Source organism: Pseudomonas resinovorans NBRC 106553 (assembly GCF_000412695.1).
GTDB classification, from domain to species: domain Bacteria; phylum Pseudomonadota; class Gammaproteobacteria; order Pseudomonadales; family Pseudomonadaceae; genus Metapseudomonas; species Metapseudomonas resinovorans_A.
Map to the genome: position 1 here is coordinate 596,230 of NC_021499.1, position 26,117 is coordinate 622,346.

Genomic DNA, 26,117 nt, shown 5'->3' on the forward strand with positions numbered 1-26,117 from the left:
AGTGACGCCAAGCCAGTGATGGCGCGGGGTTGCGCCTCACCGAAAAAATTTCAATCGGCGCTCTGTCGGGCGACTTCGCCGGGGTAGACGCTGTGCCAGAGCTCGAAGCCGCCGTCCAGGCTGTAGACCTCGGAGAAGCCCTGGTGCGCGAGATAGGCGGCCGCGCTCTGGCTGGAGTTGCCGTGGTAGCAGGTGACGATCAGCGGCTTGTCGAAGTCGGCGTGGGCGATGAAGTCGGGCAGGGAGTAATTGTCCAGGTGGTGCGAGCCGCTGATATGGCCGAGGGCGAAGCTTTGCGGATCGCGGATGTCCACCACAACGGCGCCTTGTTCGCGCAGGGCCTGGGCCTGCTCGGGGGCGATGCGCTGGAATTCACTCATGGCGGTTCTCCTCGCAGCTGCAGCTGATGCGTGCGCCGCTGTCGATGTTCAGTAGGGTCATGGCGCCACCCCAGACACAGCCGGTGTCGAGGGGGAAGAGGCCGGGTTCGTTGCATTTGCCTTCCAGTGCCGCCCAGTGGCCGAAGATGATCTTCTGTCCACGGGTCCTGCGCTCGGGAAAGCTGAACCAGGGGGCATAGCCGGGCGGGGCGGTATCCAGGCCTTCCTTGGACTTGAGGTCCAGGGTGCCGTCGGCGCGGCAGAAGCGCATGCGGGTGAAGTAGTTGGTGATGACCCGAAGGCGCGTCACGCCATGCAGGTCCTTGTCCCATTTGGCCGGCTCGTTGCCGTACATGCCGTCGAGGAACAGCGGCAGGCGTGCGTCGTCCTGCAGCGCTTCCTCGACCTCCGCGGCGCGCTTGAGCGCCTTGCTCAGGCTCCACTGGGGCGGGATGCCGGCATGGACCAGGGCGATGTCGCGTTGCTCGTCGTAGTGCAGCAGCTTCTGCCGGCGCAGCCAGTTGAGCAGTTCGGCGCGGTCCGGTGCGTCGAGGATCTCGCGCAGCGTGTCGGCCTTGCGCAGGCGCTCGATGTCATTGGCCGCCGCCAGCAGGTGCAGGTCGTGGTTGCCCAATACGCACACCACCGATTCACGGATGGAATAGAGGAAGCGCAGGGTTTCGAGGGATTTGGGCCCGCGATTGACCAGGTCGCCCACCAGCCAGAGCTGGTCGTTGGCCGGGTCGAAGCGGACTTGCTCCAGCAGGCACTTCAGCTGATCCAGGCAGCCCTGGATATCGCCGACCGCATAAGCCGTCATGCCGACTCCTTCAGTGCAGCGAGCCGGGTACGGCGAGGCGGAAGGGGGCGATGTTGGCGTCGAAGCGTTTGCCATCGTCGGCGACCATCTGGTAGCTGCCCTGCATGCTGCCGACCTGCGTCGCCATCACGGTCCCGCTGGTGTAGGTGTGGCTGGCGCCGGGGGCGATCAGCGGTTGCTGGCCGACTACGCCGGCGCCGCGGACTTCCTGCACGTGGCCGTCGCCGTCGGTGATCACCCAGTGGCGGGTGAGCAGCTTGGCCGGTAGTTCGCCGTTGTTCTGGATGGTCACGGTGTAGGCGAAGGCAAAGCGGTTCTCGTCCGGCTGGGATTGCTCCGGAAGGAAGCGGGTGACGACGCTGACGTCGACCTGGTAGCGGGTATCGGACACGCGTAGGTTCTCGAGTAGCTGGAAGTGAAGTCTAGGAGCTGGGGCCGGTGGCGACCAATTGATCGGCCAGGCGGACGAAGGCGGCCAGGTCGAGCTGTTCCGGTCGAAGGCTGCCGTCGACGCCAGCGGCTTCGATGGCAGCGCTGTCCAGCAAGCCCTTGAGGGTATTGCGCAGGGTCTTGCGGCGCTGGTTGAAGGCTTCGCGCACCACGCGTTCGAGCATGGCGGCATCCTTGGCGGGATGCGGCAGCACCTCGTGGGGCACCAGGCGGACGATGGCGGAGTCGACCTTGGGCGGCGGATTGAACGCGCCCGGACCTACGTTGAACAGGTGTTCCACACGGCAGTGGTACTGGACCATGATCGACAGCCGGCCCCAGTCGCCGCCGCCGGGCTCGGCCGCCAGGCGTTCCACCACTTCCTTCTGCAGCATGAAGTGCATGTCACGGATGAGGTCGGCGTGGCTCAACAGGTGGAAGATCAGCGGCGTGGAGATGTTGTAGGGCAGGTTGCCCACCACGCGGAGGCTGTGGGGTTCGGCGTCGAGCTTGCGGAAGTCGAACTTCAGCGCGTCGCCCTGGTTGAGGCGGAAATTCGGCAGCTGGCCGAACTTGTGCTGCAGGATCGGGATCAGGTCCAGGTCCAGTTCGATCACGTCGAGCTGCGCACCGCTGCCGAGCAGACCCTCGGTGAGGGCGCCCTGGCCCGGGCCGATCTCCAGCAGGCGTTCGCCCTGGCGCGCGTGGATGCTGCGCAGGATGCGATGGATGACGCCGGCGTCATGCAGGAAGTTCTGGCCGAAACGCTTGCGCGCGCGGTGTTGGTAGTGTTCGGACATCGAAGGCTCCAGGCCTTGGGCCAGGCCGGGTAGCCTGGCGTGGAAACATGAGTGGCGCAGTTTATCAGGCGCGGGCCCGCGCCGCCTAAGGCTTGGCGGCGCGGGTGGCGCGGCTCACTGTCCGCGCTGTTGCGCGGCGGCCATCTGGTAGGCGGTTTCCAGGGCCACTTCGAGGCTGCCGCAATCGATGCGGCCACTGCCTGCCAGGTCCAGGGCGGTGCCGTGGTCCACCGATGTGCGGATGATCGGCAGGCCAAGGGTGACGTTCACCGCGGCGCCGAATCCCTTGTACTTGAGCACGGGCAGGCCCTGGTCGTGGTACATGGCGAGCACGGCGTCGCAGTGCTCCAGGTGCTTGGGGGTGAACAGGGTGTCGGCCGGGAGCGGGCCCACCAGGTCCAGGCCTTCGGCGCGCAGGCCTTCCAGGGTCGGCTCGATGACTTCGATTTCTTCCCGTCCCAGGTGGCCGCCTTCCCCGGCGTGGGGGTTGAGGCCGCAGACCAGGATGCGTGGCTGGGCGATGCCGAACTTGTTCACCAGGTCGGCATGCAGGATGCGGCTGACCCGTTGCAGGCGATCGGGGGTGATGGCGGCGGCAACGTCCTTGAGCGGCAGGTGGGTGGTCACCAGGGCGACGCGCAGTCCACGGGTGGCCAGCATCATCACCACCTGGCGGGTGGCGGTCAGGTCCGCAAGGAATTCGGTGTGGCCGGAGAAGGCGATACCGGCTTCGTTGATTACGCCCTTGTGCACCGGCGCGGTGATCATCCCGGCGAAGAGCCCGTCGAGGCAGCCTTGGCCCGCGCGGGTCAGGGTTTCCAGTACGTAGTCGGCGTTCAGCGAGTCGAGCTGGCCGGACTTCGCCGCTGCGCGCAGGGGCGTATCCCAGACATACAGGCTGGCCGCAGGGGCGGGAGTATCGGGAAGGCGGGCGGGATCGACGTCGATCAGGCGGATGGCCAGGCCCAGCTCGACGGCGCGTTGTTCGAGCAGCTCGCGGCTGGCGATGGCGATCAGGGCATGGGGCTGGGCGGAGCGGGAGAGCAGCAGGCAGAGGTCGGGGCCGATGCCGGCGGGTTCACCTGGGGTGAGGGCAAAGCGGAGAGGGGTCATGGCGAGTCCTGTGCAGGGGGCCGATACGCTGGCGGCGATTGTACCGCCAGCGCAGGGCCGAGACTCGCCCGGTTTTTACAACTTGGTTTCGACGTAGGCCTCGTCGCGGATCTGGCGCAGCCAGGCCTGCAGCTCCTCGTCGTACTTGCGATTGCGCAGGATGTTCGCCGCTTGCTGCTCGCGGAACTTCTCGCTGCTATCGGTGGCGCGACGCCCCATCACTTCCAGCACGTGCCAGCCATAGGGGCTCTTGAACGGCTTGGAGAGCTTGCCGGTCGGGGTCTGGGCCATGACTTCGCGGAACTCGGGGACCAGCGCGTTGGGGTCGATCCAGTTAAGGTCGCCGCCGTTGAGCGCGGAGCCCGGGTCTTCGGAGAAGCTTTTCGCCAGTTCGCCGAAGTCTTCGCCGGACTGGATGCGCTGGTAGAGGCGCTCGGCCAGGCGCTGGGTATCGGCTTCGCTGCGAATCTCGCTGGGCTTGAGCAGGATGTGGCGGACGTGCACTTCGTCACGCACCAGGGTGTCACCGCCACGCTTGTCCAGCAGCTTCAGGATGATGAAACCGCCTGGGGTGCGTACCGGTTCGGTCACTTCGCCGACTTGCAGGGCGCCGATCATGCCGTCGAAGGGAGGCGGCAGCTGGGCGGCCTTGCGCCAGCCGATCTCGCCGCCTTCCAGGGCGGTCTCGCCAGCCGAGCGGGAGATGGCGAGCTGGGCGAAGTCGGCGCCTTGCCTGAGCTGTTGGTACAGCTCCTGGGTCTGGCGTTCGGCGGCCTGGATGGTATCGGGCGAGGAGCCTTCCGGTACCGGGATCAGGATATTGGCCAGGCGGAACTCTTCGGACAGCTGGATCTTGCCCATGTCGGACGCGAGGAAGTTCTGCACTTCCTGCTCGGTGACCTGGATGCGCTCGGCCACACGGCGCTGACGCACCCGGCTGATGACCATCTCGCGGCGCACCTGGTCACGGGCGTCATCGAAGGACAGGCCGTCACGAGCCAGCGCGCTGCGGAACTGGTCGACCGTCATGCCATTGCGCTGGGCGATGGCTTCGATGGCCTGGTTCAGTTCCTCGTCCGCGATGCGGATACCGGAGCGGTCGCCGATCTGCAGCTGGATGTTCTCGATGATCAGGCGTTCCAGCACCTGCTGGTTGAGTACGTTTTCCGGAGGCAGCGAGGCGCCGCGCTTGGCGATGGTTTGCTGTACTTCACGCAGGCGCTGGTCCAGCTGGCTCTGCATGATGACATCGTTATCGACAATGGCGACCACGCGGTCGATGGAGCGGACCTCGGCGTGCGCAATGCCGCCGAGGAAGAGCGCGCCCAACAGCAGCGGGCGCAGACAATCAGAGAGCTTGGTCTTCACGTTCACGGTAACCTTGAATGCCTTTATCCAGGAAGCCTTCGATCTGGTTGCCCACGACACCACCCAGACCCTTGAGGACGATTTGCAGGAAGATCCCGTGGTCGCCGCTGTCGTTGGACGGATCCGGGTTCTGCTCGAACTCGTCGTAGTCGACCCAGTAGCGGCTGATCAGGCGCAGCTTCCAGCAGCAGCTGTCGTACTCGAAGCCACCGAAGGCTTCCAGGGTACGGTCGCGGTTGTAGTCGTACTGCCAGCGCGCGATGGCGCTCCACTGCGGAACCACCGGCCAGATGACCGAGAAGTCGTGCTGGCTGATCTTGTAGTAGTCCTTGATGAAGCCCGCTGTGCCCGGTGTGCCAAAGTCGCCGCCACCGACGACCCAGTTACCGGTCGACTGGTCGAAGCGGATGGTGTCGTTGCGGTAGCGATAGCCGGCGTTGACGACCTTGTTCGGGTTGTCTTCCGGCTGGTAGTGGAACATCGCGCTGCCGGAGCGGGTGCTATGGGTATCCGGGTCCCAGTTGAAGTTCGAGCTGACACGCCAGTCGCGGTTGAAGCGGTACAGGTACTCCAGCGCGTAGGGCGAAACGGAGGAGGTGTAGTCGGCTCGATCTTTCATTGGGCTGGTGCCCGGACGACCGCTGAAGCTGTCTGGCAGGGTCACCTGGCGATCTTCGAAGTAGAACGCCTGGCCAATGCTGAAACGCTGGCGCTCGAAGCCGTTGGACTCGATCCAGCGGTTGGTGACGCCCAGCGATATCTGGTTGGCGTCGCCGATGCGATCGCGGCCGGAGAAGCGGTTGTCGCGGAACAGCGAGGCGTAGTTGAAGGTGTACTCGCCCGTGTCGAACAGCGGGATGTCGGTCTGGTCTTCTTCCGGTACATAGAGGTAGAACAGACGCGGTTCCAGGGTCTGGGTGTAGTCCTTGCCGAAGAAGCTCGTCTTGCGGTCGAAGAGCAGGCCGCTGTCGATGCTGTAGATCGGTACCTGGCGGTCCTGGCTGCCGTGGAAGGTCTGTTCGGCAAAGAGAGAGTTCTTGCCTTGCTGGTCCAGATCCAGGTCGTACTGGGTGTAGGCGTATTTGACCTGTGGCTTGAGGAAGCCCCAGGTCCAGCTCATCGGCAGGCTGACAGCCGGCTCCACGTGGGTGCGATCGCCATTGGCGCGGGCAAGGCCGCGAATGTTGTTGTCGTTCCAGGGCTCGGTAAAGCCGTTGATATCCGAGAAGTCACCGGTGCGAAGGTCGCGGTCGAAGCGCACGAATTCGGTCTTGTAGGCGAAGTTCAGTCCGCCCGGCTGGTAGGGCAGTTGGCCGTCCAGGGTGAGCTGTGGCAGGCGATCGTAGGGCGTGATGTCGGTAATGGTCGCCAGCTCGTAGGCCTGGGCGTTCAGCCTCGCCGTGTAGGAGCTGCCGCGGTAGGTCAGGGTGCCGCGCTGGTTGACGTAGGTCGGCGTATCGACGCCCAGGTCGGTGTCCAGGTCCTCGAAGTAGTAAGGATCGCTGATGTCGGTGTAGTCGACTTCGGCCAGCAGGCGCGAGTTCAGGCCACCGGTGTGTTTCCAGTGGTAGAGCCAGCGCTTCTGCTCGTACTCGGACATGAGCTTGCGCTCGTCTTCCTGGTCGTCGAGGTAGGCGCCGCCGAACTCACCTTCGCTGCTATGGGTCAGGTAGCGGAATTCGCCTTCCATCAGCAGGCCGCGCTTGGACATGTAGCGCGGGTACAGGGTGGCGTCGTAGTTCGGCGCCAGGTTGAAGTAGTACGGCGTGACCAGCAGGAAGCCGGTATCGGTGCTGCTGCCGATGGTCGGCGGCAGGAAGCCCGATTGGCGACGGTCGTCGATCGGGAAATAGATGTACGGGGTATAGAACACCGGAATGTCCTTGACCCGCAGGGTGACGTTGGTCGCGGAGCCGAAGCCGGTGGCCGGGTTCAGCTTGACGTTGTTGCCCTTCAGGTGCCAGGCGTTGTCACCCGGTTCGCAGCGGGTGTAGGTGCCATCCTTCAGACGGATGATGGCGTCTTCCTGGCGCTTGGCGTAAAGCGCGCTGCCGCGGGTGTGGGACTGGTGCAGGACGTACTCGGCGTTGTCGACCTTGGCCTCGCCGTTGTCCAGCTGCAGTTCGGCGCGGTCGCCAACCACCAGGGCACCGTTGTCGCGCAGCCGGACGTTACCGACCAGCTCGCCACGGTTTTCCGCCTGGTGCAGGTTCGCCTCGTCGGCTTCGATCTGCATGCTGCCCTGGCGCAGGATCACGTCACCGGCGAGGGTGGCGACCTGCTGCTCCTGCTCATAGCGCGAGGCCTTGGCGGAGATGAAGGTGGGCGCATCTTCCAGGGGGGTCTTGTCGTTCATGCCCGGACGCGGCGGTTCTATATAGGCGCCGGCGCAATAGGGACCAGCTTCGGCCAGCTGCGCGGGCGTGAGCTTGTCACGCGGCACCCAGTCCAGGTGGCTGAAGTCGGCACTGCGGGAGACCAGGCCCTTGCCTTCGGCGTCGGAGACCAGGGTTGCCGTGCTGCCTTGGGCCTCGCCACCTTCGGTGGCCTGCGCGGCTGCACCGATGCTCGAGCTCACGGCACTGCCGCTGTGCACCGGACGGGGCGGCAGGCTCTCGGCACTGGCCTTGGGTGCACATGCCCAGCCGCCGGTAGCGGAGGGTTGGCAGTCGAATTGCTCTGCGGCGACGACGAATGAGCTGGCTACTGGCTGAAGGGCCAGCAGGCTGCCGGTCACCAGCAGAGGGAACTTTTTGTGAAACGCGGGGGTTCTTACTGCCATCTTGTTAGTCCGGGCTTCCTGCGCGCCTTCGGCCCGCTGGGGCCGCACGCCTCTCGATGGGCTGAAAAAGATGCTGGATAATAAAGCATGACCCGCACAACGGCTAGCGCCGCCGGAGACCACCCGATGCACCATGAAGACCTTCGCCTTCAGCAGCTGAGCCAATGGCTGGACCAGCAGTTGCCCACCCTGTTCGCTGCCGAAGGTTGGGGCCCCGTACCGGCCGCCACCCTGGTTCCGGCCAGCAGCGACGCCAGCTTCCGCCGCTATTTCCGTTGGCAGGCCGAGGGCCGCACCCTGATCCTGATGGACGCGCCGCCGCCTCGCGAGGACTGCCGACCCTTCGTCAAGGTGGCGGGCATGCTCGCCGAAGCTGGTGTGCACGTGCCGCGAATTCTTGCCGCCAATGTGGAACAGGGCTTCCTGGTCCTCGATGACCTGGGTCACCAGACCTACCTCGAGGTGATCAATGCCGACAACGCCGATGCGTTGTTCGATGACGCCCTGACCGCGTTGCTGACCTTCCAGCAGCGCAGCCTCGAAGCGCCCATGCCCAGCTATGACGACGCCCTGCTGCGGCGCGAGCTGCAGCTGTTCCCCGAGTGGTACCTGCAGCACCACCTGGGTATCGAGCTGGAAGGCGAGCGACTGGCTGCCTGGCAGCGGATTTCCGATCTGCTGATCGACAGCGCCCTGGCCCAGCCCAAGGTACTGGTGCACCGCGACTACATGCCGCGCAACCTGATGCTCAGCCGCCCCAACCCGGGCGTGCTGGATTTCCAGGACGCGGTCTACGGCCCGGTGACCTATGACGTCACCTGCCTGTTCAAGGACGCCTTCCTCAGCTGGCCCGAAGAGCGTGTCGCTGGCTGGCTGCAGCGCTACTGGGAGCGGGCGCGCGAAGCCGGCATCCCGGTCCAGGACGATTTCGCCGAATTCCACCGTGCCAGCGACCTGATGGGCGTGCAGCGCCACCTCAAGGTCATCGGCATCTTCGCGCGCATCTGCCATCGCGATGGCAAGCCCAAGTACCTGGGCGACGTACCGCGCTTCTTCTCCTATATAGAAGCAGTGATCGAGCGTCGTCCCGAACTGGCCGAGCTGGGTGAACTGCTGGCCAGTCTGCCCCGCGACGAGGCGGGCCGCCCATGAAGGCCATGATCCTCGCCGCCGGCAAGGGTGAGCGTATGCGTCCCTTGACCCTGCACACCCCCAAGCCCCTGGTCCGCGCCGCGGACACGCCGCTGATCGAGTTCCACCTCCGTGCCCTGGCCCAGGCGGGCTTCCGTGAACTGGTGATCAACCACGCCTGGCTCGGCCAGCAGATCGAGGACCACCTGGGCGATGGCGCGCGCTTTGGCCTGTCCATTCGCTACTCCGCCGAAGGCGAGCCGCTGGAAACCGGTGGGGGCATCTTCCGTGCCTTGCCGCTGCTGGGGGACGAGCCCTTCGTGGTGGTGAACGGGGACGTCTGGACCGATTTCGACTTCAACCGGCTGCGCCAGCCGCTGGATGGGTTGGCCCACCTGGTGCTGGTGGACAACCCGGCCCACCATCCGCGCGGCGACTTCCGTCTTGCCGACGGTCGAGTGAGCGATGCCGTGGAGGGCGAGCCCAGCCTTACCTACAGCGGCATCGCGGTGCTCCATCCGCGCCTGTTCGCCGGTTGCGAACCAGGCGCCTTCAAGCTTGCCCCGCTACTGCGCCAGGCCATGGCCGCTGGCCAGGTGAGTGGCGAGCACTTCCGTGGCCGCTGGGTGGACGTCGGTACCCATGAGCGCCTGGCGGAAGTCGAGCGCCTGCTGCTGATGGAGGCCTGAGTTGGTCTGGCCCGCGACCCTGCTCGGCGCCGCCGCCGGATTTGCCTTGGCGAACATCCCCGGCGCGATGCTCGGCGGCCTGCTGGGGCACGTGCTCGACCGGCGCCTCAACCTGGATTCCTGGAGTGCGTTGCGCGCGCGTATGTCTGGCGAGCGCGCCATCGAACGGGAGGACCTGCTGTTCGTCCTGCTCGGTCGTCTGGCCAAGAGTGACGGGCGGGTGCAGCAAGCCCATATCCAGCAGGCCCGCTCCGAGATGAAGCGCCTGGGGCTGGATGAAGCGGGCACTCGCCGGGCCATCACGGCGTTCAATCGCGGCAAGGCGGGTACCGACAACCTGCAGCCCGACATGAAGAAGCTCAGGAGTGATCGCCCGACGGTGGAGCGCCTCTTGCGCTGCTGCTGGCAGATGGCGGCGGCGGATGGTCGAATCGGCCAGCGCGAGCGCGAACTCATCCTGCAGTGGGGGCATTGGCTGGGCCTGACCACGCCACAGGTGGCGGCGCTTGGCGCCGGCTACGACACGCCCCAGGGCCTGCCGCCCAAGCGCGGCAACAGTTACAAGGATGCCCTGACCCTGCTGGGGGTGACCGCCGACTGTGAACCGGCGGTGATCAAGCGCGCCTATCGTCGCCTGCTCAGCCAGAACCATCCGGACAAGCTCGCCGGTTCAGGGGCCAGCCCGGCCCTGGTGCGAGCCGCCACCGACCGTACCCGCGAGCTGCACAGCGCCTACAACCTGATTCGCGAGCGCCACGGCTTTCGCTGAGAACCTGCTTACGATCTGCGGAGCAATGGCCCTGCGGCGTTAAAAACAGGCTCGGAAAGCCGCTTGCGGCTAACGCGCTTCAGCGTGGCCCGAAGGGCGAGCGGAGCGAGTAATGCTCGTTTACAACAGTAAATTCCGCTTCCTCGCCTGTTTGATTCGCTGGCGCTCACCCTTCGGGCCAGCCTTCGGCTGTTACTCCCGCTGGTCGTTGCGCCTTGCATGACTCTAGCTCGCAAGATCGTAAAGCCGGTTCTGATAAGTCAGCCGCCGCTGTCCGCGCCCGTATGCTGGCTCAGCCAGCCGCGAACACGGCGGATCAGTTGCTCTTGCTCGGTGCTGCGATCCCCCAGCAGGCCGGTCATGGCGACCTGTACATAGGCCGGGTGCTTCTGCCGCTTGCTTGCCTGCATGCGCAGCAGGGCGGCATCGCGGTCCGCGCGGCGCTCCTTGTAATAGAAGTCTCCGGTTGCCAGCTTCAGCGTCGGCAGGGAGTCCTCCAGGGCCGGCTCATAGCCTGTTGGTCGCTCCGCTGCGATGAGCAGCAGATTGCGCACATCCTTCGGCTCATTGGCGTTGAGGAACTGCGCCGCCCAGTAGGCTCCGGTGCCGTGGCCCAGCAAGACGATGGATTTAGGCTTCTGCTCCCGGGCAAACGCCAGCGCCGCCTCGATGCGGGCGAACACGCGCGCGTTCTGCAGCTTCTGGATCGCATCGCGGGAGAGTGGCGGCGGTGCCGGGTCGGTATTGGGCTCGGCGCTTCCGGCCTGCTCTGTATTGGCCGGGCCTTCTTCCTCCGCCTTTTCCGGGCTTACCGCCGGTTCCGCCTTGCTCGGTTCCTCGGTCTTCACCGGGCGCGGCGGCAGTGGATCGCCGCTGGGGTCGGGCAGGGTCAGGCTGAGGGTGCTCCAGCCGGCGTTCGGCAGATTGCGCCGGATCGGGCCTATCGCATCGGGCCAGTCGGCGCTCTCCCCCTCGCCGGGCAGCAGGATCACCAGGCCGTTGGGGGCGCTGACATTGGCGGGTTGCCAGAGCGCGAGGAAGCTCTCCTCGCCGGCCTTGAGCTGCTGTTGCTCACGGCTCGGCAGCTGGCGCTCCAGGCCGCTGGCGTCTTCCTGGCTGCGTTCTTCCAGCGGCGCGCGTTCCACCACCGGCGCTGGCTCCTTGGAGGCTGGCGCGGGTTCTTCTTCTGCCAGCAGCGCGGGGGCAACCGGCAAGAGGGCGAAGCAAAGGGCCGTGAGGATCGGGCGAGGGGCGCGAGGCATCTGGGAGTTCCTGGACGAGCTGGGAAGCAGGAGCCTAATGGCTCGCCGGAGTTTTGTCAGGCCGGGCCTTCCCATGGTTCGGCATGGCTGGAGTAAGGTATGTCGGCCGTATTCCTGGTTCTGGTTGGTCCTCGATGATCCGAGCGTTCCTCTCCCTGCTTTTAACCTGCTGCCTGGCGGCGCCCATCCTGGCCGCGCCGACCCAGTTGCCCCTGGACCAGGGCCAGCGACAATGGCTGGAGGATCACGGCCAGTTGCGCGTGGGGGCCGTGCTGCAAGCGCCCTATGTCCAGCTGGACCGCCGACTGCAGCAGCTTTCCGGGGCCAACGTCGAAATCATCAACTGGCTGGCCAAGGCGATGGGCGTGGAGCTGGTCTGGCGCACCTACGACAGCCCGGAAGAGCTGGAGCGGGCGTTGCGTGCCGGACAGATCGACCTGGCGCCAGGCCTTGGACAGACTCCCGCCGGCCTGCGCCATTGGCTGTTCTCCGATCCCTACCTGCGGGTTTCCCAGTTGCTGGTGGGCGAGCGCGACGGAGGCGCCGCGGTGGACCTGGAGCAGCTCGATGCCGCCTCGCTGGTGGCCGTGCGTGAAGGCAGCGCGGTGGCTGACTACCTGCGCTCCACCTATACCAACCTGAACCTCAAGCCCATGGCCAATGAGCGCCAGGCGCTGCAGGCCCTGCTTGCCGAGCAGGTGCGCTATGCCGTGCTGGATGAGGCCCAGCTCAGCCGCCTGTCCCGCGAGCAGGAATTCGCCGGGCTCGCGGTGGTGGGGGATATCGGCTTCCCGCAGTTGCTGCGGATAGCCTCGCGACGCGATTGGCCGGAACTGGCGTCGATCATCGACGTCGCCCTGCGCAGCCTGCCGGCCAAGGACCTCGACCAGCTCCACGAGCGCTGGCTGCAGCCCAAGTATCCGCGCCTGGGCGAGTCCGCCGGCTTCTGGCAGAACCTCAGCCTGTTGCTGGGCGTGCTGCTGCTGAGCGCCGCCATCATCATCACCTGGCTACGCCGCCAGCAGCGCCGGCTGGAGCGTCAGTTGCTCGATGCCCGCCACGCGCTGCAGCTGCGGGATGCCGCCGAAGAGGCGCTGCGTCTCACCCAGTTCTCCATCGACCACAGCACCCTCGGCATCCTCTGGGTGAATTGGGACAGCCATGTGCGCTACGCCAACCGTGCCGCCGAACAGATGCTCGGCTACCGGCCGGGCAGCCTGGCGGACCGCCCCCTGGCGGACTTCCAGCCCGAACTCGACATGGACCGCTGGCTCAACCTCTGGCGCCGGGCGCGCAACAGCGACGAGGGCCCGCTGAGCTTCGAAACCCGTTGCCTGCGCCCGGACGGCAGCTGGCTGCCGGCGGACGTTTCGCTGAGTTTCCTGCGCTTCGGTTCCTCGGAGTACCTGGTGGTCTTCCTCTCCGACGCAACCGAGCGCCGTCGTGCCCGGGAAGCCCTGGAGGAAAGCGAGGCGCGGCTGAAGGGCATCGCCTCCAACGTGCCCGGCCTGGTGTTCCGCCTCGAGCGGCCCCAGGCCGGGGCGGTGACTGATTTCGCCTTCATCGGCGAAGGCAGCGAAGGCCTCGTGGGCTACAGCGCCAGCGAGTTGCTGGATACCGGGCGCGGCATTCGCGGCCTGGTCCATCCGGACGACCGCGACAGCTACTGGGAAAGCCAGACCCGGGCGCTGGCCGCCGACCGTGACTGGCACTGGCAGGGCCGCATCCTCACCCGTGGCGGCCAATTGCGCTGGGCCGACATCAAGGCCGGCGCGCGGGTCTTCGACGACGGCCGCGCCGTGTGGGACGGCGTGGTCTGGGATATCACCGACAACAAGCAGATCGAACTGGAGCTGGCGGAGTCCCGCGCCCAGCTGCGCGACCTGTCGGCGCACCTGGAGAGCGTGCGCGAAGAGGAGAAGGCGCGCATCGCCCGCGAAGTGCATGATGAATTGGGCCAAGTGCTCACCGTGCTCAAGCTGGAAACCTCGATGTGCGAGCTGGCCTTCGCCGGCCTCGATTCCGGCCTGCGCGAGCGCCTGGAGAGCATGAAGCGGCTGATCGCCCAGTTGTTCCAACTGGTGCGCGATGTCGCCACGGCGCTGCGTCCGCCGATTCTCGATGCCGGCATCTCGTCCGCCATCGAATGGCAGGCCAGGCGCTTCGAGGCGCGCACCCAGATTCCTTGCCTGGTGGAGGTGCCCGAGCAGCTGCCGCAGCTCTCCGACGCCAAGGCGGTGGGCCTGTTCCGTGTGTTGCAGGAGGCGCTGACCAACGTCATGCGCCACGCCGAGGCCCATACCGTGGCGGTTCGCCTGAGCGAAGAAGAGGACACGCTCTGCCTGCGCATCAGCGATGATGGTCGTGGTTTCGATACCACCGCCCGGCACGGCAGTTCGTTCGGCCTTGTGGGCATGCGCGAGCGGGTACTGATGTTGGGTGGCAACCTGCAGATCGACAGCCAGCCCGGAGAGGGCACGACCCTTTGCGTGTGCGTGGCGCTGGATAAGGAGAAAGTGGCGTGATTCGAGTACTGGTGGCCGAAGACCACACCATCGTCCGCGAGGGCATCAAGCAGCTCATCGGCTTGGCCAAGGACCTCTGCGTGGCGGGGGAGGCCGGCAACGGCGAGCAGTTGATGGAGGTCCTGCGCCAGACGCCCTGCGAGGTGGTGCTGCTGGATATCTCCATGCCCGGCGTAAACGGCCTGGAAGCCATCCCGCGCATTCGCGCCCTGAGCAATCCGCCGGCGGTGCTGGTGCTGTCCATGCACGACGAGGCGCAGATGGCCGCGCGGGCGCTGAAGATCGGCGCCGCCGGCTACGCCACCAAGGACAGCGACCCGGCGCTGCTGCTCACCGCCATCCGCAAGGTGGCCGCAGGCGGGCGCTACATCGATCCGGAGCTGGCCGACCGCATGGTCTTCGAGGTCGGCCTGACCGACGCCCGGCCAAGCCACACGCTGCTCTCGGAGCGGGAGTTCTCGGTGTTCGAGCGCCTGGTGCGCGGTGAAGGCGTCAATGAGATCGCCCAGCAACTGGCGGTCAGCAGCAAGACCGTGAGCACCCACAAGGCGCGCCTGATGCAGAAGCTCGGGCTGCATTCGGTGGCGGATCTGGTCAAGTACGCCGTGGAGCACAAGCTGCTGTGAATGTCCGACAATCGCGCTGCGGATTGTAGGGCGATCCCTACAAGCAATCCTCTCTAAGCCTTATAGCAATCTCTCATACCGCCCGATTTGCGTGACCTGCCGGCTTCTCTAGGCTTTGTCTACGGCAGACACAAAAACAAAGGTGCGGTTATGGCCGAGACAAATGGCAGCGACATCCTGGTCAGCTTTCGCGGCGTACAGAAGAGCTACGACGGCGAGACTTTGATCGTCAAGGACCTCAACCTGGACATTCGCAAAGGCGAGTTCCTCACCCTGCTCGGGCCGTCCGGCTCCGGCAAGACCACCAGCCTGATGATGCTCGCCGGGTTCGAAACCCCTACCAGCGGCGAGATCCTCCTTGGCGGTCGCTCGATCAACAACGTGCCCCCGCACAAGCGGGACATCGGCATGGTGTTCCAGAACTACGCGCTGTTCCCGCACATGACGGTGGCCGAGAACCTCGCGTTCCCGCTCTCCGTGCGTGGCATGAACAAGACCGACGCCAGCGAGCGGGTCAAGCGCGCGCTGTCCATGGTCCAGCTGGACGCCTTCCGCAACCGCTACCCCGGCCAGCTTTCCGGCGGCCAGCAGCAGCGCGTCGCCCTGGCCCGAGCCCTGGTGTTCGAGCCGCAGCTGGTACTGATGGACGAACCCCTCGGTGCGCTGGACAAGCAGCTGCGTGAGCACATGCAGATGGAGATCAAGCACATCCACCAGCGCCTGGGTGTGACCGTGGTCTACGTGACCCATGACCAGGGGGAAGCCCTGACCATGTCCGATCGCGTGGCCGTGTTCCATCAGGGCGAGATCCAGCAGATCGCCCCGCCCCGCGAGCTGTACGAGCTGCCGAAGAACACCTTCGTGGCGAACTTCATCGGCGAGAACAACCGCCTCAATGGCCAGCTGGAGAGCCGTGACGGCGAGCGCTGCATCGTGCGCCTGGCCCGTGGCGAGAAGGTCGAGGCGCTGGCGATCAACGTCGGCCAGCCCGGCGAGCCGGTGACCCTGTCGATCCGCCCCGAGCGCGTCAGCCTCAACGGCCACAGCGAAAGCTGCGTCAACCGCTTCTCCGGACGAGTCGCCGAGTTCATCTACCTGGGCGACCACGTGCGCATTCGCTTCGAGGTGTGCGGCAAGCCCGACTTCTTCGTCAAGCAACCGATTGCTGAGCTCGACCCCGCACTGGCGGTAGGCGATGTGGTGCCGCTCGGCTGGCAAGTGGAGCACGTCCGCGCACTGGACCCGCTTCTGGCGGAATGACGCGGCGGCACCAAGGCATTAGCAACCCTGCACTGTGGAGAAAATAACAATGTCGAAATCCCTGAAACTCACCGCCATCGCCCTCGGGTTGGCCTGCGCCGCCCAGGCCATGGCCGCCGATCTGACGGTGGTGTCCTTCGGTGGCGCCAACAAGAACGCGCAGGTCAAGGCGTTCTACGAGCCCTTCCAGAAGAGCACCGACAACAAGATCATCGCCGGCGAATACAACGGTGAGATGGCCAAGGTGAAAGCCATGGTCGACACCAACAGCGTGTCCTGGAACCTGGTGGAAGTGGAGTCGCCCGAGCTGTCCCGCGGTTGCGATGAAGGCCTGTTCGAGGAGCTCGACCCGGCCCTGTTCGGCGACGCGGCGAACTTCGTCCCCGGCGCCATCCAGCCCTGTGGCGTCGGCTTCTTCGTGTGGTCCACCGTGCTGGCCTACAACGCCGACAAGCTGAAGTCCTCGCCCACCAGCTGGGCCGACTTCTGGGACGTGGAGAAATTCCCCGGCAAGCGCGGCCTGCGCAAGGGCGCCAAGTACACCCTGGAGTTCGCCCTGATGGCCGACGGCGTCGCGCCCAAGGACGTCTACAGCGTGCTCGCCACCAAGGAAGGCCAGGACCGCGCCTTCAAGAAACTCGACCAGATCAAGCCGCACATCCAGTGGTGGGAAGCCGGCGCCCAGCCGCCGCAGTTCCTGGCTTCCGGTGACGTGGTCATGAGCTCGGCCTACAACGGCCGTATCGCTGCCGTGCAGAACGAAAGCAACCTCAAGGTCGTGTGGAACGGCGGTATCTACGACTTCGACTCCTGGGCCATTCCGAAGGGTGCCAAGGATGCCGACAAGGCCAAGGAATTCATCGCTTTCTCGGTCCAGCCCGAGCAGCAGAAGACCTACTCCTCCAACATCGCCTACGGTCCGGCCAACACCCAGGCCGTGGCGCTGCTGGACAAGGGCCTGCTGAAGGACATGCCGACCACGCCGGAAAACATCAAGAACCAGGTCGCCATGGACGTCACCTTCTGGGCTGACTATGGCGAGCAGCTGGAACAGCGCTTCAACGCCTGGGCGGCCAAGTAAGGTCGCCGCTGTATCCCCTCTCTCTCTGGGAGAGGGGTCGGGGGTGAGGGGGCGACCCCTCACCCTGGCCCTACGGGGCTGAAAGTCCAACCCTGTTCCAACGGAGTTCGCCATGGCCACTGCAGTGCCCCAGAACGAGGTCGCCGGCCCCAGCCTCAAGCAGCGCCTCGCCCGAGCCGAGCGGATGAACCGCCTGAAATCCCAGGCGCTGATCCTGCCGCTGCTCATCTTCCTTCTGCTGACCTTCCTGGTGCCCATCGGCGCGTTGCTCTTCAAGAGCGTGAACAACCCGGAAGTGGTCGGCTCCATGCCGCGCACCGTCGAGGCCATTGCCAGCTGGGATGGCAAGGCACTGCCTGCCGAGCCGGTGTACAAGGCCCTGGCCGAAGACCTCGCCGAGGCGCGCAAGAACCAGACCATCGGCGACCTTTCCAAGCGCCTGAACATGGAACTGGCCGGCTACCGCAGCCTGATGGCCAAGACCGCCCGTGCCCTGCCGTTCAAGACCGAGCCCGCTTCCTACAAGGACGCGCTGGAGTCCATGGACGAGCGTTGGGGCGACCCGGCCTACTGGCAGACGATCCGTCGCAACGCCAGCCGCCTGACCCCCTATTACCTGCTGGCCGCCGTCGACCATCGCATCGATGACCTGGGCGAGCTGGCCCCGGCCACCCCCGACCAGGCCATCTACCTGGATATCTTCGCCCGGACCTTCTGGATGGGCGCGGTCATCACCCTGATCTGCCTCGCGTTGGCCTACCCGCTGGCCTACCTGCTGGCCATCCTGCCGACGCGCAAGAGCAACCTGCTGATGATCCTGGTGCTGCTGCCGTTCTGGACCTCGATCCTGGTGCGCGTCGCCGCCTGGATCGTGCTGTTGCAGTCCGGCGGCCTGATCAACGGCGCGCTGATCAAGCTCGGCCTGATCGACCAGCCGCTGCAGCTGGTGTTCAACCGGACCGGTGTCTACATCGCCATGGTGCACATCATGCTGCCGTTCATGATCCTGCCGATCTACAGCGTGATGAAGGGCATCTCGCCCACCTACATGCGCGCGGCGATTTCCCTCGGCTGCCACCCCTTCGCCAGCTTCTGGAAGGTGTACTTCCCGCAGACCGTGGCCGGTGTCGGCGCCGGTTGCCTGCTGGTGTTCATCCTGTCCATCGGCTACTACATCACCCCGGCGCTGCTGGGCAGCCCGAACGATCAGATGGTCAGCTACTTCGTCGCCTTCTTCACCAACACCACCATCAACTGGGGCATGGCCACGGCCCTGGGCGGACTGCTGCTGTTCGCCACCCTGGTGCTCTACGTGGTCTACACCTGGCTGGTAGGCGCCGGCCGCCTGCGCCTGGGCTGAGGAGAACAAGAAAATGCTGAGTCCCTACATGTCCCCCATCGAGCGCCTGTGGTTCTACACCCTGCGCACCCTGTGCGGCCTGGTGTTGCTGTTCCTGATCCTGCCGGTGCTGGTGATCATCCCGCTGTCGTTCAACTCCGGCACTTTCCTGGTCTACCCGCTGCAGGGCTTCTCCCTGCGTTGGTACGCGGACTTCTTCGGCTCGGCCGAGTGGATGCGCGCGCTGACCAACAGCATGATCGTGGCACCGGCGGCCACCGTGCTGGCCATGGTCTTCGGTACCCTGGCCTCCATCGGCCTGACCCGTGGCGAGTTCCGTGGCAAGGCGCTGGTGATGAGCCTGCTGATCTCGCCCATGGTGGTACCGGTGGTGATCATCGGCGTCGCCAGCTACCTGTTCTTCGCGCCACTGGGGCTGGGCAACAGCTACCTGTCGCTGATCCTGGTGCACGCCGTGCTGGGTGTTCCCTTCGTGATCATCACGGTGTCGGCCACCCTCCAGGGCTTCAACTACAACCTGGTGCGCGCCGCCGCCAGCCTGGGCGCGCCGCCGGTGACCGCGTTCTTCAAGGTGACCCTGCCGCTGATCGCCCCGGGGGTGATCTCGGGGGCGCTGTTCGCCTTCGCGACCTCCTTCGACGAAGTGGTGGTGACCCTGTTCCTCGCCGGCCCCGAGCAGGCCACCCTGCCACGGCAGATGTTCAGCGGTATCCGCGAGAACCTCAGCCCGACCATCGCCGCCGCCGCCACCTTGCTGATCGGCTTCTCGGTTGCACTGTTGCTGGTGCTGGAATGGCTGCGCGGACGCAGCGAGCGGATGCGCACCTCGATGCCCGAGTGACCCTCTCCAACCTTCCCGGCCCGCGATTTCGCGGGCTTTTTTTATGGTTCTGGGATGTGCTGGTGCCCGGCTCGTTTCCGAGTGGGCTGTGGGTTTCTGTTTCGCCCTTCCGGGCGAGTCCCTTTTCCAATCGCCGGATGGCCGCCCCCGTGAAAAGGAACCAAAAAACTTGCCCCAGCATCCGGCCCCGGCTTCGCCGGGGTTCCCTCCCTTCATCCTTGCTCCGGGGGCACGGCGCGAAGGGCCATCCATGGCCCTGCGCGCCCCTCGCGGCATCCATGCCGCTCGTCCCCCTGCACAAGGATTCCGCTCGGCCTTCTGAAGGGGCGTAGTCGTTGCCCCACCTTTATGGCCAGGTTTCAGATGGGTTTGGGCTTCAACACTGCTAGTGCCTCGCCGGCGCGAGTCACCCTCTCCTCTTAAGGTGCGGCCGGGGAGGGGAGAGGGAGGTATCCGCCTCAGTCATCGGTCGAATCCCCGCGCGCCATCCATCCCGGCTACAATTCGCGCCACCGTGATTCTGCCCCTGAGGTCAGCCATGCAGCCTTTCGCCATCGCTCCGTCGATCCTTTCCGCCGATTTCGCCCGCCTGGGCGAGGAAGTGGATAACGTTCTCGCCGCCGGCGCCGACATCGTTCACTTCGACGTGATGGACAACCACTACGTGCCCAACCTGACCATCGGCCCCATGGTCTGCTCGGCACTGCGCAAGTACGGCATCACCGCGCCGATCGACGCCCACCTGATGGTTTCCCCGGTGGATCGCATCATCGGTGACTTCATCGAAGCCGGCGCCACCTACATCACCTTCCACCCCGAAGCCACGCAGCACATCGATCGCTCCCTGCAGCTGATCCGCGATGGCGGCGCCAAGGCGGGCCTGGTGTTCAATCCGGCCACCTCGCTGGATGCGCTCAAGTACGTGATGGACAAGGTCGACATGATCCTGCTGATGAGCGTCAACCCCGGTTTCGGTGGCCAGAAGTTCATCCCCGGCACCCTCGACAAGCTGCGTGAGGCCCGCGCCCTGATCGACGCTTCCGGCCGCGACATCCGCCTGGAGATCGACGGCGGCGTGAACGTGAAGAACATCCGCGAGATCGCCGCCGCCGGTGCCGACACCTTTGTCGCCGGCTCGGCCATCTTCAATGCGCCGGACTACGCCGAAGTAATCGCCGCCATGCGCGCCGAGCTGGCCCAGGTCTGATATGGGAACGCTGCACCGGCTGTTCGACGGGCGCCTGCCACGCCTGGTGATGTTCGACCTGGACGGCACCCTGGTGGATTCGGTGCCCGACCTCGCGGCGGCCGTCGACCAGATGCTGCTCGCCCTGGGCCGTCCTGCGGCCGGGGTGGAGCGGGTTCGCGACTGGGTCGGCAATGGTGCCCGGGTGCTGGTGCGCCGCGCCCTGGCTGATGGTTACGAGCATTCCTCGGTACACGAGGAGGACGCCGAGCGCGGCCTCGAGCTGTTCATGACGGCCTACGCCGACAGCCACGCGCTCACCACCGTCTACCCGGGGGTGGCGGAAACCCTCAAGTGGTTGAAGAAGAAGGGCGTCGAGCTGGCGCTGGTCACCAACAAGCCCGAACGCTTCGTCGCGCCCCTGCTGGATGAGATGCGGCTGGGTCGTTATTTCCCCTTGATCATCGCCGGCGACACCCTGCCGCAGCAGAAGCCGGACCCGGCCGCGTTGCTGCATGTGATGCACATGACCGGGGTGAGCCGCAACGAGGCGCTGTTCGTTGGCGACTCGCGCAACGACGTGCTTGCGGCCAAGGCCGCCGGGGTGAAATGCGTCGCCCTGAGCTACGGCTACAACCACGGCCGACCCATTGCCGAGGAGGACCCGGCCCTGGTGGTGGACGACCTGCGTGAGCTGCTCCCAGGTGGTTGCGCCGCCCACGGCGCTGCGCTAATGTCGCCGGACTCCTCCGATTATCCGCCTCAACGAGACAGAAACGTGGTGGTTCCCTGCAAGCATTGGCTCGAACGAGCCGGAATGAAGATCATCAAGGCCGCCGCCCGTTGGCGCTGGCGCGCCTGAACTCATTCTGGCCGGACGCTCCGGCGCGCTTGCACACCAACGATTTCATCTCCAGGAACCCCCAAGGGGTTCCCCGCCCACGAGGCAGATCATGACCCGCGAAGAATTCCTGCGTTTGGCCGCCGAAGGCTTTAACCGCATTCCGCTTGCGTTCGAGACCCTGGCGGATTTCGATACCCCGCTGTCCCTCTACCTGAAGCTTGCCGATACCCCCTACTCCTACCTGCTGGAGTCGGTGCAGGGCGGCGAGAAATGGGGCCGCTACTCGATCATCGGCCTGCAGAGCCGCACCGTGCTGCGGGCCCATGGCCCGGCGGTGACCGTCAGCGTCGACGACCAGGTCACCGAGTCCCATGACAGCGAAGACCCGCTGGCCTTCGTCGAAGCCTTCAAGGAACGCTACCAGGTAGCGCCCATCGCCGGCCTGCCGCGTTTCAACGGTGGCCTGGTGGGTTACTTCGGCTACGACTGCGTGCGCTATGTCGAGAAGCGCCTGGCCAACTGCCCGAACCCCGATCCCCTGGGAACGCCGGACATTCTGCTGATGGTCTCGGACGCGGTGATCGTGTTCGACAACCTGGCGGGCAAGCTGCACGCCATCGTCCTGGTCGACCCGAGCCAGTCCGACGCCTTCGAGCAGGGCCAGGCGCGCCTGGCCGAACTGCGCGCCAAGCTGCGTCTGCCCGTCGTGCCGCGCCTGGGCGTGGACCCGGGCCTGCCGCTGGGCGGTGAGCCGGAGTTTCGCTCCAGCTTCACCCGCGAGGATTACGAGCGGGCGGTGCGCGAGATCAAGGAGTACATCCTGGCCGGCGACTGCATGCAGGTGGTGATCTCCCAGCGCATGTCGATCCCCTTCAAGGCTGCGCCCATCGATCTCTACCGCGCCCTGCGCTGCTTCAACCCGACGCCCTACATGTACTTCTTCAACTTCGGCGACTTCCACGTGGTGGGCAGCTCGCCGGAAGTGCTGGTGCGGGTGGAAGACGGCCTGGTCACCGTACGGCCCATCGCCGGCACCCGTCCCCGTGGCGCCACCGAGGAGGCCGATCGGGCGCTGGAAGAGGACCTGCTCTCCGACGCCAAGGAGCTGGCCGAGCACCTGATGCTGATCGACCTCGGCCGCAACGACGTCGGCCGCGTCTCCAGCACCGGCTCGGTGAAGGTCACCGAGAAGATGGTGATCGAGCGCTACTCCAACGTGATGCACATCGTTTCCAACGTCACCGGCCAGCTCAAGAAAGGCATCTCCGCCATGGAGGCCCTGCGCGCCATCCTGCCGGCCGGGACACTCTCCGGAGCGCCGAAGATCCGCGCGATGGAAATCATCGATGACCTCGAGCCGGTCAAGCGTGGCGTCTACGGCGGCGCCGTGGGCTACCTGGCCTGGAACGGCAACATGGACACGGCCATCGCGATCCGCACGGCGGTCATCAAGGACGGCGAACTGCACGTCCAGGCCGGCGCCGGCATCGTCGCCGACTCGGTCCCGGCACTGGAATGGGAAGAGACGCTCAACAAGCGCCGCGCGATGTTCCGCGCCGTGACCCTTGCCGAACAGACCGCCCAGACCGACGCCTGAGGATTGCACCATGCTGCTGATGATCGACAACTACGACTCCTTTACCTATAACGTGGTGCAGTACCTCGGTGAGCTCGGCGCGGACGTCCAGGTGTTCCGCAACGACGAGCTGTCCATCGCCGAGATCGAGGCGCTGAACCCGGAACGCATCGTGGTCTCCCCCGGCCCCTGCACGCCCAACGAAGCCGGAGTGTCCCTGGAGGTGATCCGTCACTTCGCCGGCAAGCTGCCGATCCTCGGCGTCTGCCTCGGCCACCAGAGCATCGGCCAGGCCTTCGGTGGCGACGTGGTGCGCGCGCGCCAGGCCATGCACGGCAAGACCAGCCCGGTGTTCCACAAGGACCAGGGCGTGTTCGAAGGTCTGAACCATCCGCTGACCGTCACCCGCTACCACTCCCTGGTGGTGAAGCTGGAAACCCTGCCCGAGGAGCTGGAGGTCACTGCCTGGACCCAGCACGCCGACGGCTCGATGGACGAGATCATGGGGCTGCGTCACAAAACGCTGAACGTCGAGGGTGTGCAATTCCATCCGGAGTCCATCCTTACCGAACAGGGCCATGAGCTCCTGGCCAACTTCCTCAAGCAGACCGGCGGAGTGCGCTGATGGACATCAAGGAAGCCCTGAATCGGGTGGTCAACCAACTGGACCTGACCACCGAAGAAATGCAGGACGTGATGCGCCTGATCATGACCGGCCAGTGCACCGACGCACAGATCGGCGCCTTCCTCATGGGCATGCGCATGAAGAGCGAGACCATCGAGGAGATAGTCGGCGCCGTTTCGGTCATGCGTGAGCTGGCCGTCCGTGTGGAACTCACCAGCCTGGACCGCGTGGTCGACGTGGTGGGCACCGGCGGCGATGGCGCGAATATCTTCAACGTCTCCTCGGCAGCCACCTTCGTGGTCGCGGCGGCGGGCGGCAAGGTCGCCAAGCACGGCAATCGCGCGGTGTCCGGCAAGACCGGCAGCGCCGACGTGCTGGAAGCCGCCGGTATCTACCTGGACCTCAAGCCGGAGCAGGTGGCGCGTTGCATCGAGAGCATCGGCGTCGGCTTCATGTTCGCCCAGGTCCATCACAAGGCCATGAAGTACGCCGCCAGCCCGCGCCGCGAGCTGGGTCTGCGCACCCTGTTCAACATGCTCGGCCCGCTTACGAATCCGGCCGGTGTGAAGCACCAGGTGGTCGGCGTGTTCAGCCAGGCCCTGTGCCGCCCGCTGGCCGAGGTGCTCAAGCGCCTGGGCAGCAAGCACATCCTGGTGGTGCATTCCCGCGATGGCCTCGATGAGGTCAGCCTGGCCGCACCGACCCACGTTGCCGAACTGAAGGACGGCGAGGTGACCGAGTACCAGATCCAGCCCGAAGACTTCGGGATCAAGAGCCAGAGCCTGATCGGCCTGACCGTGGGCAGCCCGCAGGAGTCCCTGGAGCTGATCCGTGATGCCCTGGGGCGGCGCAAGACCGAGAATGGCCAGAAGGCCGCCGACATGATCGTGCTGAACGCGGGCGCTGCGCTCTACGCCGCTGACCTCGCGTCCAGCCTGAAAGAAGGTGTGCGCCTGGCACAGGATGCCCTGCACACCGGCCTCGCCCGCGAAAAGCTGGACGAGCTGGCCTCCTTTACCGCGGTGTTCCGAGTGGAGAATGAAGCGTGAGCATCCCTACCGTTCTTGAGAAGATCCTGGCGCGCAAGGCCGAGGAAGTGGCCGAGCGCCGCGCCCGTGTTTCCCTGGCCGAGGTCGAGGCACTGGCTCGCATCGCCGACGCTCCCCGCGGCTTCGCCCGGGCATTGCTGGAGCGCGCCGAGCGCCACGAAGCGGCGGTGATCGCGGAAGTGAAGAAGGCCTCGCCGAGCAAGGGCGTGATTCGCGAAGATTTCCGGCCGGCGCAGATCGCCCGGAGCTACGAGGCCGGCGGCGCCGCCTGCCTGTCGGTACTGACCGATATCGATTTCTTCCAGGGCAGCGATGCCTATCTGCAGGAGGCACGTAGTGCCTGTTCGCTGCCGGTGATCCGCAAGGATTTCCTTATCGACCCCTACCAGGTGGTGGAAGCCCGCGCCATTGGCGCCGACTGCATCCTCTTGATCGTCTCCGCCCTGGACGACGGCCGCATGAAGGAGCTGGCGGCCACCGCCAAGGACGTCGGTCTCGACGTGCTGGTGGAGGTGCATGACAGCGAGGAGCTGGACCGTGCGCTGAATTGCCTGGACACCCCGCTGGTGGGCATCAACAACCGTAACCTGCACAGCTTCGAAGTCAGCCTGGAAACCACCCTCGACCTGCTGCCGCGCATTCCCCGCGACCGCCTGGTGATCACCGAGAGCGGCATCCTCAACCGCGCCGATGTGGAGCTGATGGAAGTCAGCGGCGTCTATGCCTTCCTCGTCGGCGAGGCCTTCATGCGCGCGGAGGAACCGGGCAGCGAACTCGCCCGGCTGTTCTTCCCCGATCGCAATCACGTGGTGGCGAGCATTGATCCGGACTGATCCGGGCGATTCGCGGACATGAAAAAGCCGGCTTGCGCCGGCTTTTTCGTTTGCGTTCTTCAGCGGGTACCGAAGACCACCATCGTCTTGCCTTTCACGTGCACCAGGCCTTGTTCTTCCAGACTCTTCAGCACGCGGCCGACCATCTCACGGGAGCAGCCGACGATGCGGCCGATTTCCTGGCGGGTGATCTTGATCTGCATGCCGTCGGGGTGGGTCATGGCATCCGGTTGCTTGCACAGGTCGAGCAGGGTGCGCGCCACGCGGCCGGTCACGTCGAGAAAGGCCAGGTCGCCTACCTTGCGCGTGGTGTTGCGCAGGCGGTCGGCCATCTGGCTGCCCAGGGCGTAGAGGATTTCAGGGTCCTGCTGGGTAAGCTCGCGGAACTTGGCGTAGCTCAGTTCGGCCACTTCGCACTCGGTCTTGGCGCGGACCCAGGCACTGCGCTCTTTCTCCGCCCCTTCCTTTTCGAACAGGCCCATCTCGCCGAAGAAGTCCCCGGGGTTGAGGTAGGCGATGATCATCTCGCGGCCGTCGTCATCCTCGATCAGGATGGTGACCGAGCCCTTGATGATGAAGAAGAGGGTTTCGCAGCGATCGCCCGCGTAAATGATGGTGCTCTTGGCCGTATAACGGCGGCGGTGACAATGCGCGAGTATCTTGTCCAGGCTCTTTATTTTTGGTGTAAGGGTTATTGCGACCATGCCCGAGTCCCGAAAAAAGAGAAGGTAAGCCTTTGTCCAACAGGCAATTTTCTAATAGTTGTCC

The 26,117-nt window shown here is 65.5% G+C and carries 24 protein-coding genes; 15 read left to right on the top strand and 9 right to left on the bottom strand.

The window, feature by feature from the left end; all coding sequences use genetic code 11:
• Nucleotides 1-50 precede the first annotated feature (50 nt).
• From glpE to PCA10_RS02680, 7 genes are all read right to left on the bottom strand, one after another.
• A complete protein-coding gene (gene glpE, locus PCA10_RS02650) occupies nucleotides 51-380 on the bottom strand; it encodes a thiosulfate sulfurtransferase GlpE (protein ID WP_016490477.1) in 330 nt (109 codons plus the stop codon).
• Nucleotides 373-1,200, bottom strand: coding sequence for a symmetrical bis(5'-nucleosyl)-tetraphosphatase (locus tag PCA10_RS02655; protein ID WP_016490478.1), 828 nt, complete (start codon nucleotides 1,198-1,200; stop codon nucleotides 373-375). The genes glpE and PCA10_RS02655 overlap by 8 nt, the downstream gene beginning before the upstream one ends.
• Nucleotides 1,201-1,210: 10 nt before the next feature.
• Nucleotides 1,211-1,591, bottom strand: a complete 381-nt coding sequence (gene apaG / locus PCA10_RS02660) for a Co2+/Mg2+ efflux protein ApaG (RefSeq protein ID WP_016490479.1) — start codon at nucleotides 1,589-1,591, stop codon at nucleotides 1,211-1,213.
• 31 nt (nucleotides 1,592-1,622) lie between these two features.
• The gene (rsmA, locus tag PCA10_RS02665) at nucleotides 1,623-2,429 is read right to left on the bottom strand and encodes a 16S rRNA (adenine(1518)-N(6)/adenine(1519)-N(6))-dimethyltransferase RsmA (protein ID WP_016490480.1); all 807 of its coding nucleotides are present in this window, start codon (nucleotides 2,427-2,429) and stop codon (nucleotides 1,623-1,625) included.
• A 114-nt stretch (nucleotides 2,430-2,543) separates the two neighbouring features.
• A complete protein-coding gene (gene pdxA, locus PCA10_RS02670; protein ID WP_016490481.1) occupies nucleotides 2,544-3,542 on the bottom strand; it encodes a 4-hydroxythreonine-4-phosphate dehydrogenase PdxA in 999 nt (332 codons plus the stop codon).
• A gap of 75 nt (nucleotides 3,543-3,617) precedes the next feature.
• A complete protein-coding gene (locus PCA10_RS02675) occupies nucleotides 3,618-4,910 on the bottom strand; it encodes a peptidylprolyl isomerase (protein ID WP_144276936.1) in 1,293 nt (430 codons plus the stop codon).
• The gene (locus tag PCA10_RS02680; protein ID WP_041770112.1) at nucleotides 4,891-7,692 is read right to left on the bottom strand and encodes an LPS-assembly protein LptD; all 2,802 of its coding nucleotides are present in this window, start codon (nucleotides 7,690-7,692) and stop codon (nucleotides 4,891-4,893) included. The genes PCA10_RS02675 and PCA10_RS02680 overlap by 20 nt, the downstream gene beginning before the upstream one ends.
• A gap of 126 nt (nucleotides 7,693-7,818) precedes the next feature.
• Between PCA10_RS02680 and PCA10_RS02685 the strand changes: the two genes are divergently transcribed.
• From PCA10_RS02685 to PCA10_RS02695, 3 genes are read left to right on the top strand one after another with little or no spacing between them, the layout of a single operon-like run.
• Complete coding sequence (locus PCA10_RS02685) at nucleotides 7,819-8,844, top strand: aminoglycoside phosphotransferase family protein (RefSeq protein ID WP_016490484.1); 1,026 nt, start codon at nucleotides 7,819-7,821, stop codon at nucleotides 8,842-8,844.
• Nucleotides 8,841-9,512, top strand: coding sequence for an N-acetylmuramate alpha-1-phosphate uridylyltransferase MurU (gene murU / locus PCA10_RS02690; RefSeq protein ID WP_016490485.1), 672 nt, complete (start codon nucleotides 8,841-8,843; stop codon nucleotides 9,510-9,512). The genes PCA10_RS02685 and murU overlap by 4 nt, the downstream gene beginning before the upstream one ends.
• Nucleotide 9,513: 1 nt before the next feature.
• Nucleotides 9,514-10,281, top strand: a complete 768-nt coding sequence (locus PCA10_RS02695) for a TerB family tellurite resistance protein (RefSeq protein ID WP_016490486.1) — start codon at nucleotides 9,514-9,516, stop codon at nucleotides 10,279-10,281.
• 260 nt (nucleotides 10,282-10,541) lie between these two features.
• Here PCA10_RS02695 and PCA10_RS02700 read toward each other — a convergent pair whose 3' ends face one another.
• A complete protein-coding gene (locus PCA10_RS02700; protein ID WP_041770113.1) occupies nucleotides 10,542-11,543 on the bottom strand; it encodes an alpha/beta hydrolase family protein in 1,002 nt (333 codons plus the stop codon).
• A gap of 134 nt (nucleotides 11,544-11,677) precedes the next feature.
• Here PCA10_RS02700 and PCA10_RS02705 point away from each other — a divergent pair, with 134 nt between their 5' ends.
• From PCA10_RS02705 to trpC, 12 genes are all read left to right on the top strand, one after another.
• Nucleotides 11,678-14,068 (top strand): PAS domain-containing sensor histidine kinase, encoded by a 2,391-nt coding sequence (locus PCA10_RS02705; RefSeq protein WP_016490488.1) that lies wholly within the window; start codon nucleotides 11,678-11,680, stop codon nucleotides 14,066-14,068.
• Nucleotides 14,065-14,694 carry a response regulator gene (locus tag PCA10_RS02710; RefSeq protein ID WP_016490489.1) on the top strand — a complete coding sequence of 210 codons (630 nt, stop codon included), beginning with the start codon at nucleotides 14,065-14,067 and terminating at the stop codon, nucleotides 14,692-14,694. The genes PCA10_RS02705 and PCA10_RS02710 overlap by 4 nt, the downstream gene beginning before the upstream one ends.
• A gap of 150 nt (nucleotides 14,695-14,844) precedes the next feature.
• Nucleotides 14,845-15,954, top strand: coding sequence for an ABC transporter ATP-binding protein (locus PCA10_RS02715; RefSeq protein ID WP_016490490.1), 1,110 nt, complete (start codon nucleotides 14,845-14,847; stop codon nucleotides 15,952-15,954).
• Between the two features lie 49 nt (nucleotides 15,955-16,003).
• Nucleotides 16,004-17,035: an ABC transporter substrate-binding protein gene (locus PCA10_RS02720; RefSeq protein ID WP_016490491.1), complete on the top strand. Its 1,032-nt coding sequence runs from the start codon at nucleotides 16,004-16,006 to the stop codon at nucleotides 17,033-17,035.
• A 112-nt stretch (nucleotides 17,036-17,147) separates the two neighbouring features.
• Nucleotides 17,148-18,395, top strand: a complete 1,248-nt coding sequence (locus PCA10_RS02725; protein ID WP_016490492.1) for an ABC transporter permease — start codon at nucleotides 17,148-17,150, stop codon at nucleotides 18,393-18,395.
• 13 nt (nucleotides 18,396-18,408) lie between these two features.
• On the top strand, nucleotides 18,409-19,236 hold the full coding sequence (locus PCA10_RS02730) for an ABC transporter permease (RefSeq protein ID WP_016490493.1): 828 nt from the start codon (nucleotides 18,409-18,411) through the stop codon (nucleotides 19,234-19,236).
• 538 nt (nucleotides 19,237-19,774) lie between these two features.
• Nucleotides 19,775-20,443 (top strand): ribulose-phosphate 3-epimerase, encoded by a 669-nt coding sequence (gene rpe / locus PCA10_RS02735; protein WP_016490494.1) that lies wholly within the window; start codon nucleotides 19,775-19,777, stop codon nucleotides 20,441-20,443.
• Nucleotide 20,444: 1 nt separating this feature from the next.
• The gene (locus tag PCA10_RS02740) at nucleotides 20,445-21,284 is read left to right on the top strand and encodes a phosphoglycolate phosphatase (protein WP_016490495.1); all 840 of its coding nucleotides are present in this window, start codon (nucleotides 20,445-20,447) and stop codon (nucleotides 21,282-21,284) included.
• Nucleotides 21,285-21,375: 91 nt separating this feature from the next.
• Complete coding sequence (trpE, locus tag PCA10_RS02745; protein ID WP_016490496.1) at nucleotides 21,376-22,863, top strand: anthranilate synthase component I; 1,488 nt, start codon at nucleotides 21,376-21,378, stop codon at nucleotides 22,861-22,863.
• A gap of 10 nt (nucleotides 22,864-22,873) precedes the next feature.
• Nucleotides 22,874-23,467 carry an aminodeoxychorismate/anthranilate synthase component II gene (locus tag PCA10_RS02750; protein ID WP_016490497.1) on the top strand — a complete coding sequence of 198 codons (594 nt, stop codon included), beginning with the start codon at nucleotides 22,874-22,876 and terminating at the stop codon, nucleotides 23,465-23,467.
• The gene (gene trpD / locus PCA10_RS02755) at nucleotides 23,467-24,516 is read left to right on the top strand and encodes an anthranilate phosphoribosyltransferase (protein ID WP_016490498.1); all 1,050 of its coding nucleotides are present in this window, start codon (nucleotides 23,467-23,469) and stop codon (nucleotides 24,514-24,516) included. Before PCA10_RS02750 ends, trpD begins: the two co-directional genes overlap by 1 nt.
• A complete protein-coding gene (gene trpC, locus PCA10_RS02760) occupies nucleotides 24,513-25,349 on the top strand; it encodes an indole-3-glycerol phosphate synthase TrpC (RefSeq protein ID WP_016490499.1) in 837 nt (278 codons plus the stop codon). The genes trpD and trpC overlap by 4 nt, the downstream gene beginning before the upstream one ends.
• A gap of 59 nt (nucleotides 25,350-25,408) precedes the next feature.
• On the opposite strand, the gene crp is transcribed toward trpC, so the two are convergent.
• Complete coding sequence (gene crp, locus PCA10_RS02765; RefSeq protein ID WP_016490500.1) at nucleotides 25,409-26,053, bottom strand: cAMP-activated global transcriptional regulator CRP; 645 nt, start codon at nucleotides 26,051-26,053, stop codon at nucleotides 25,409-25,411.
• Nucleotides 26,054-26,117 lie beyond the last annotated feature (64 nt).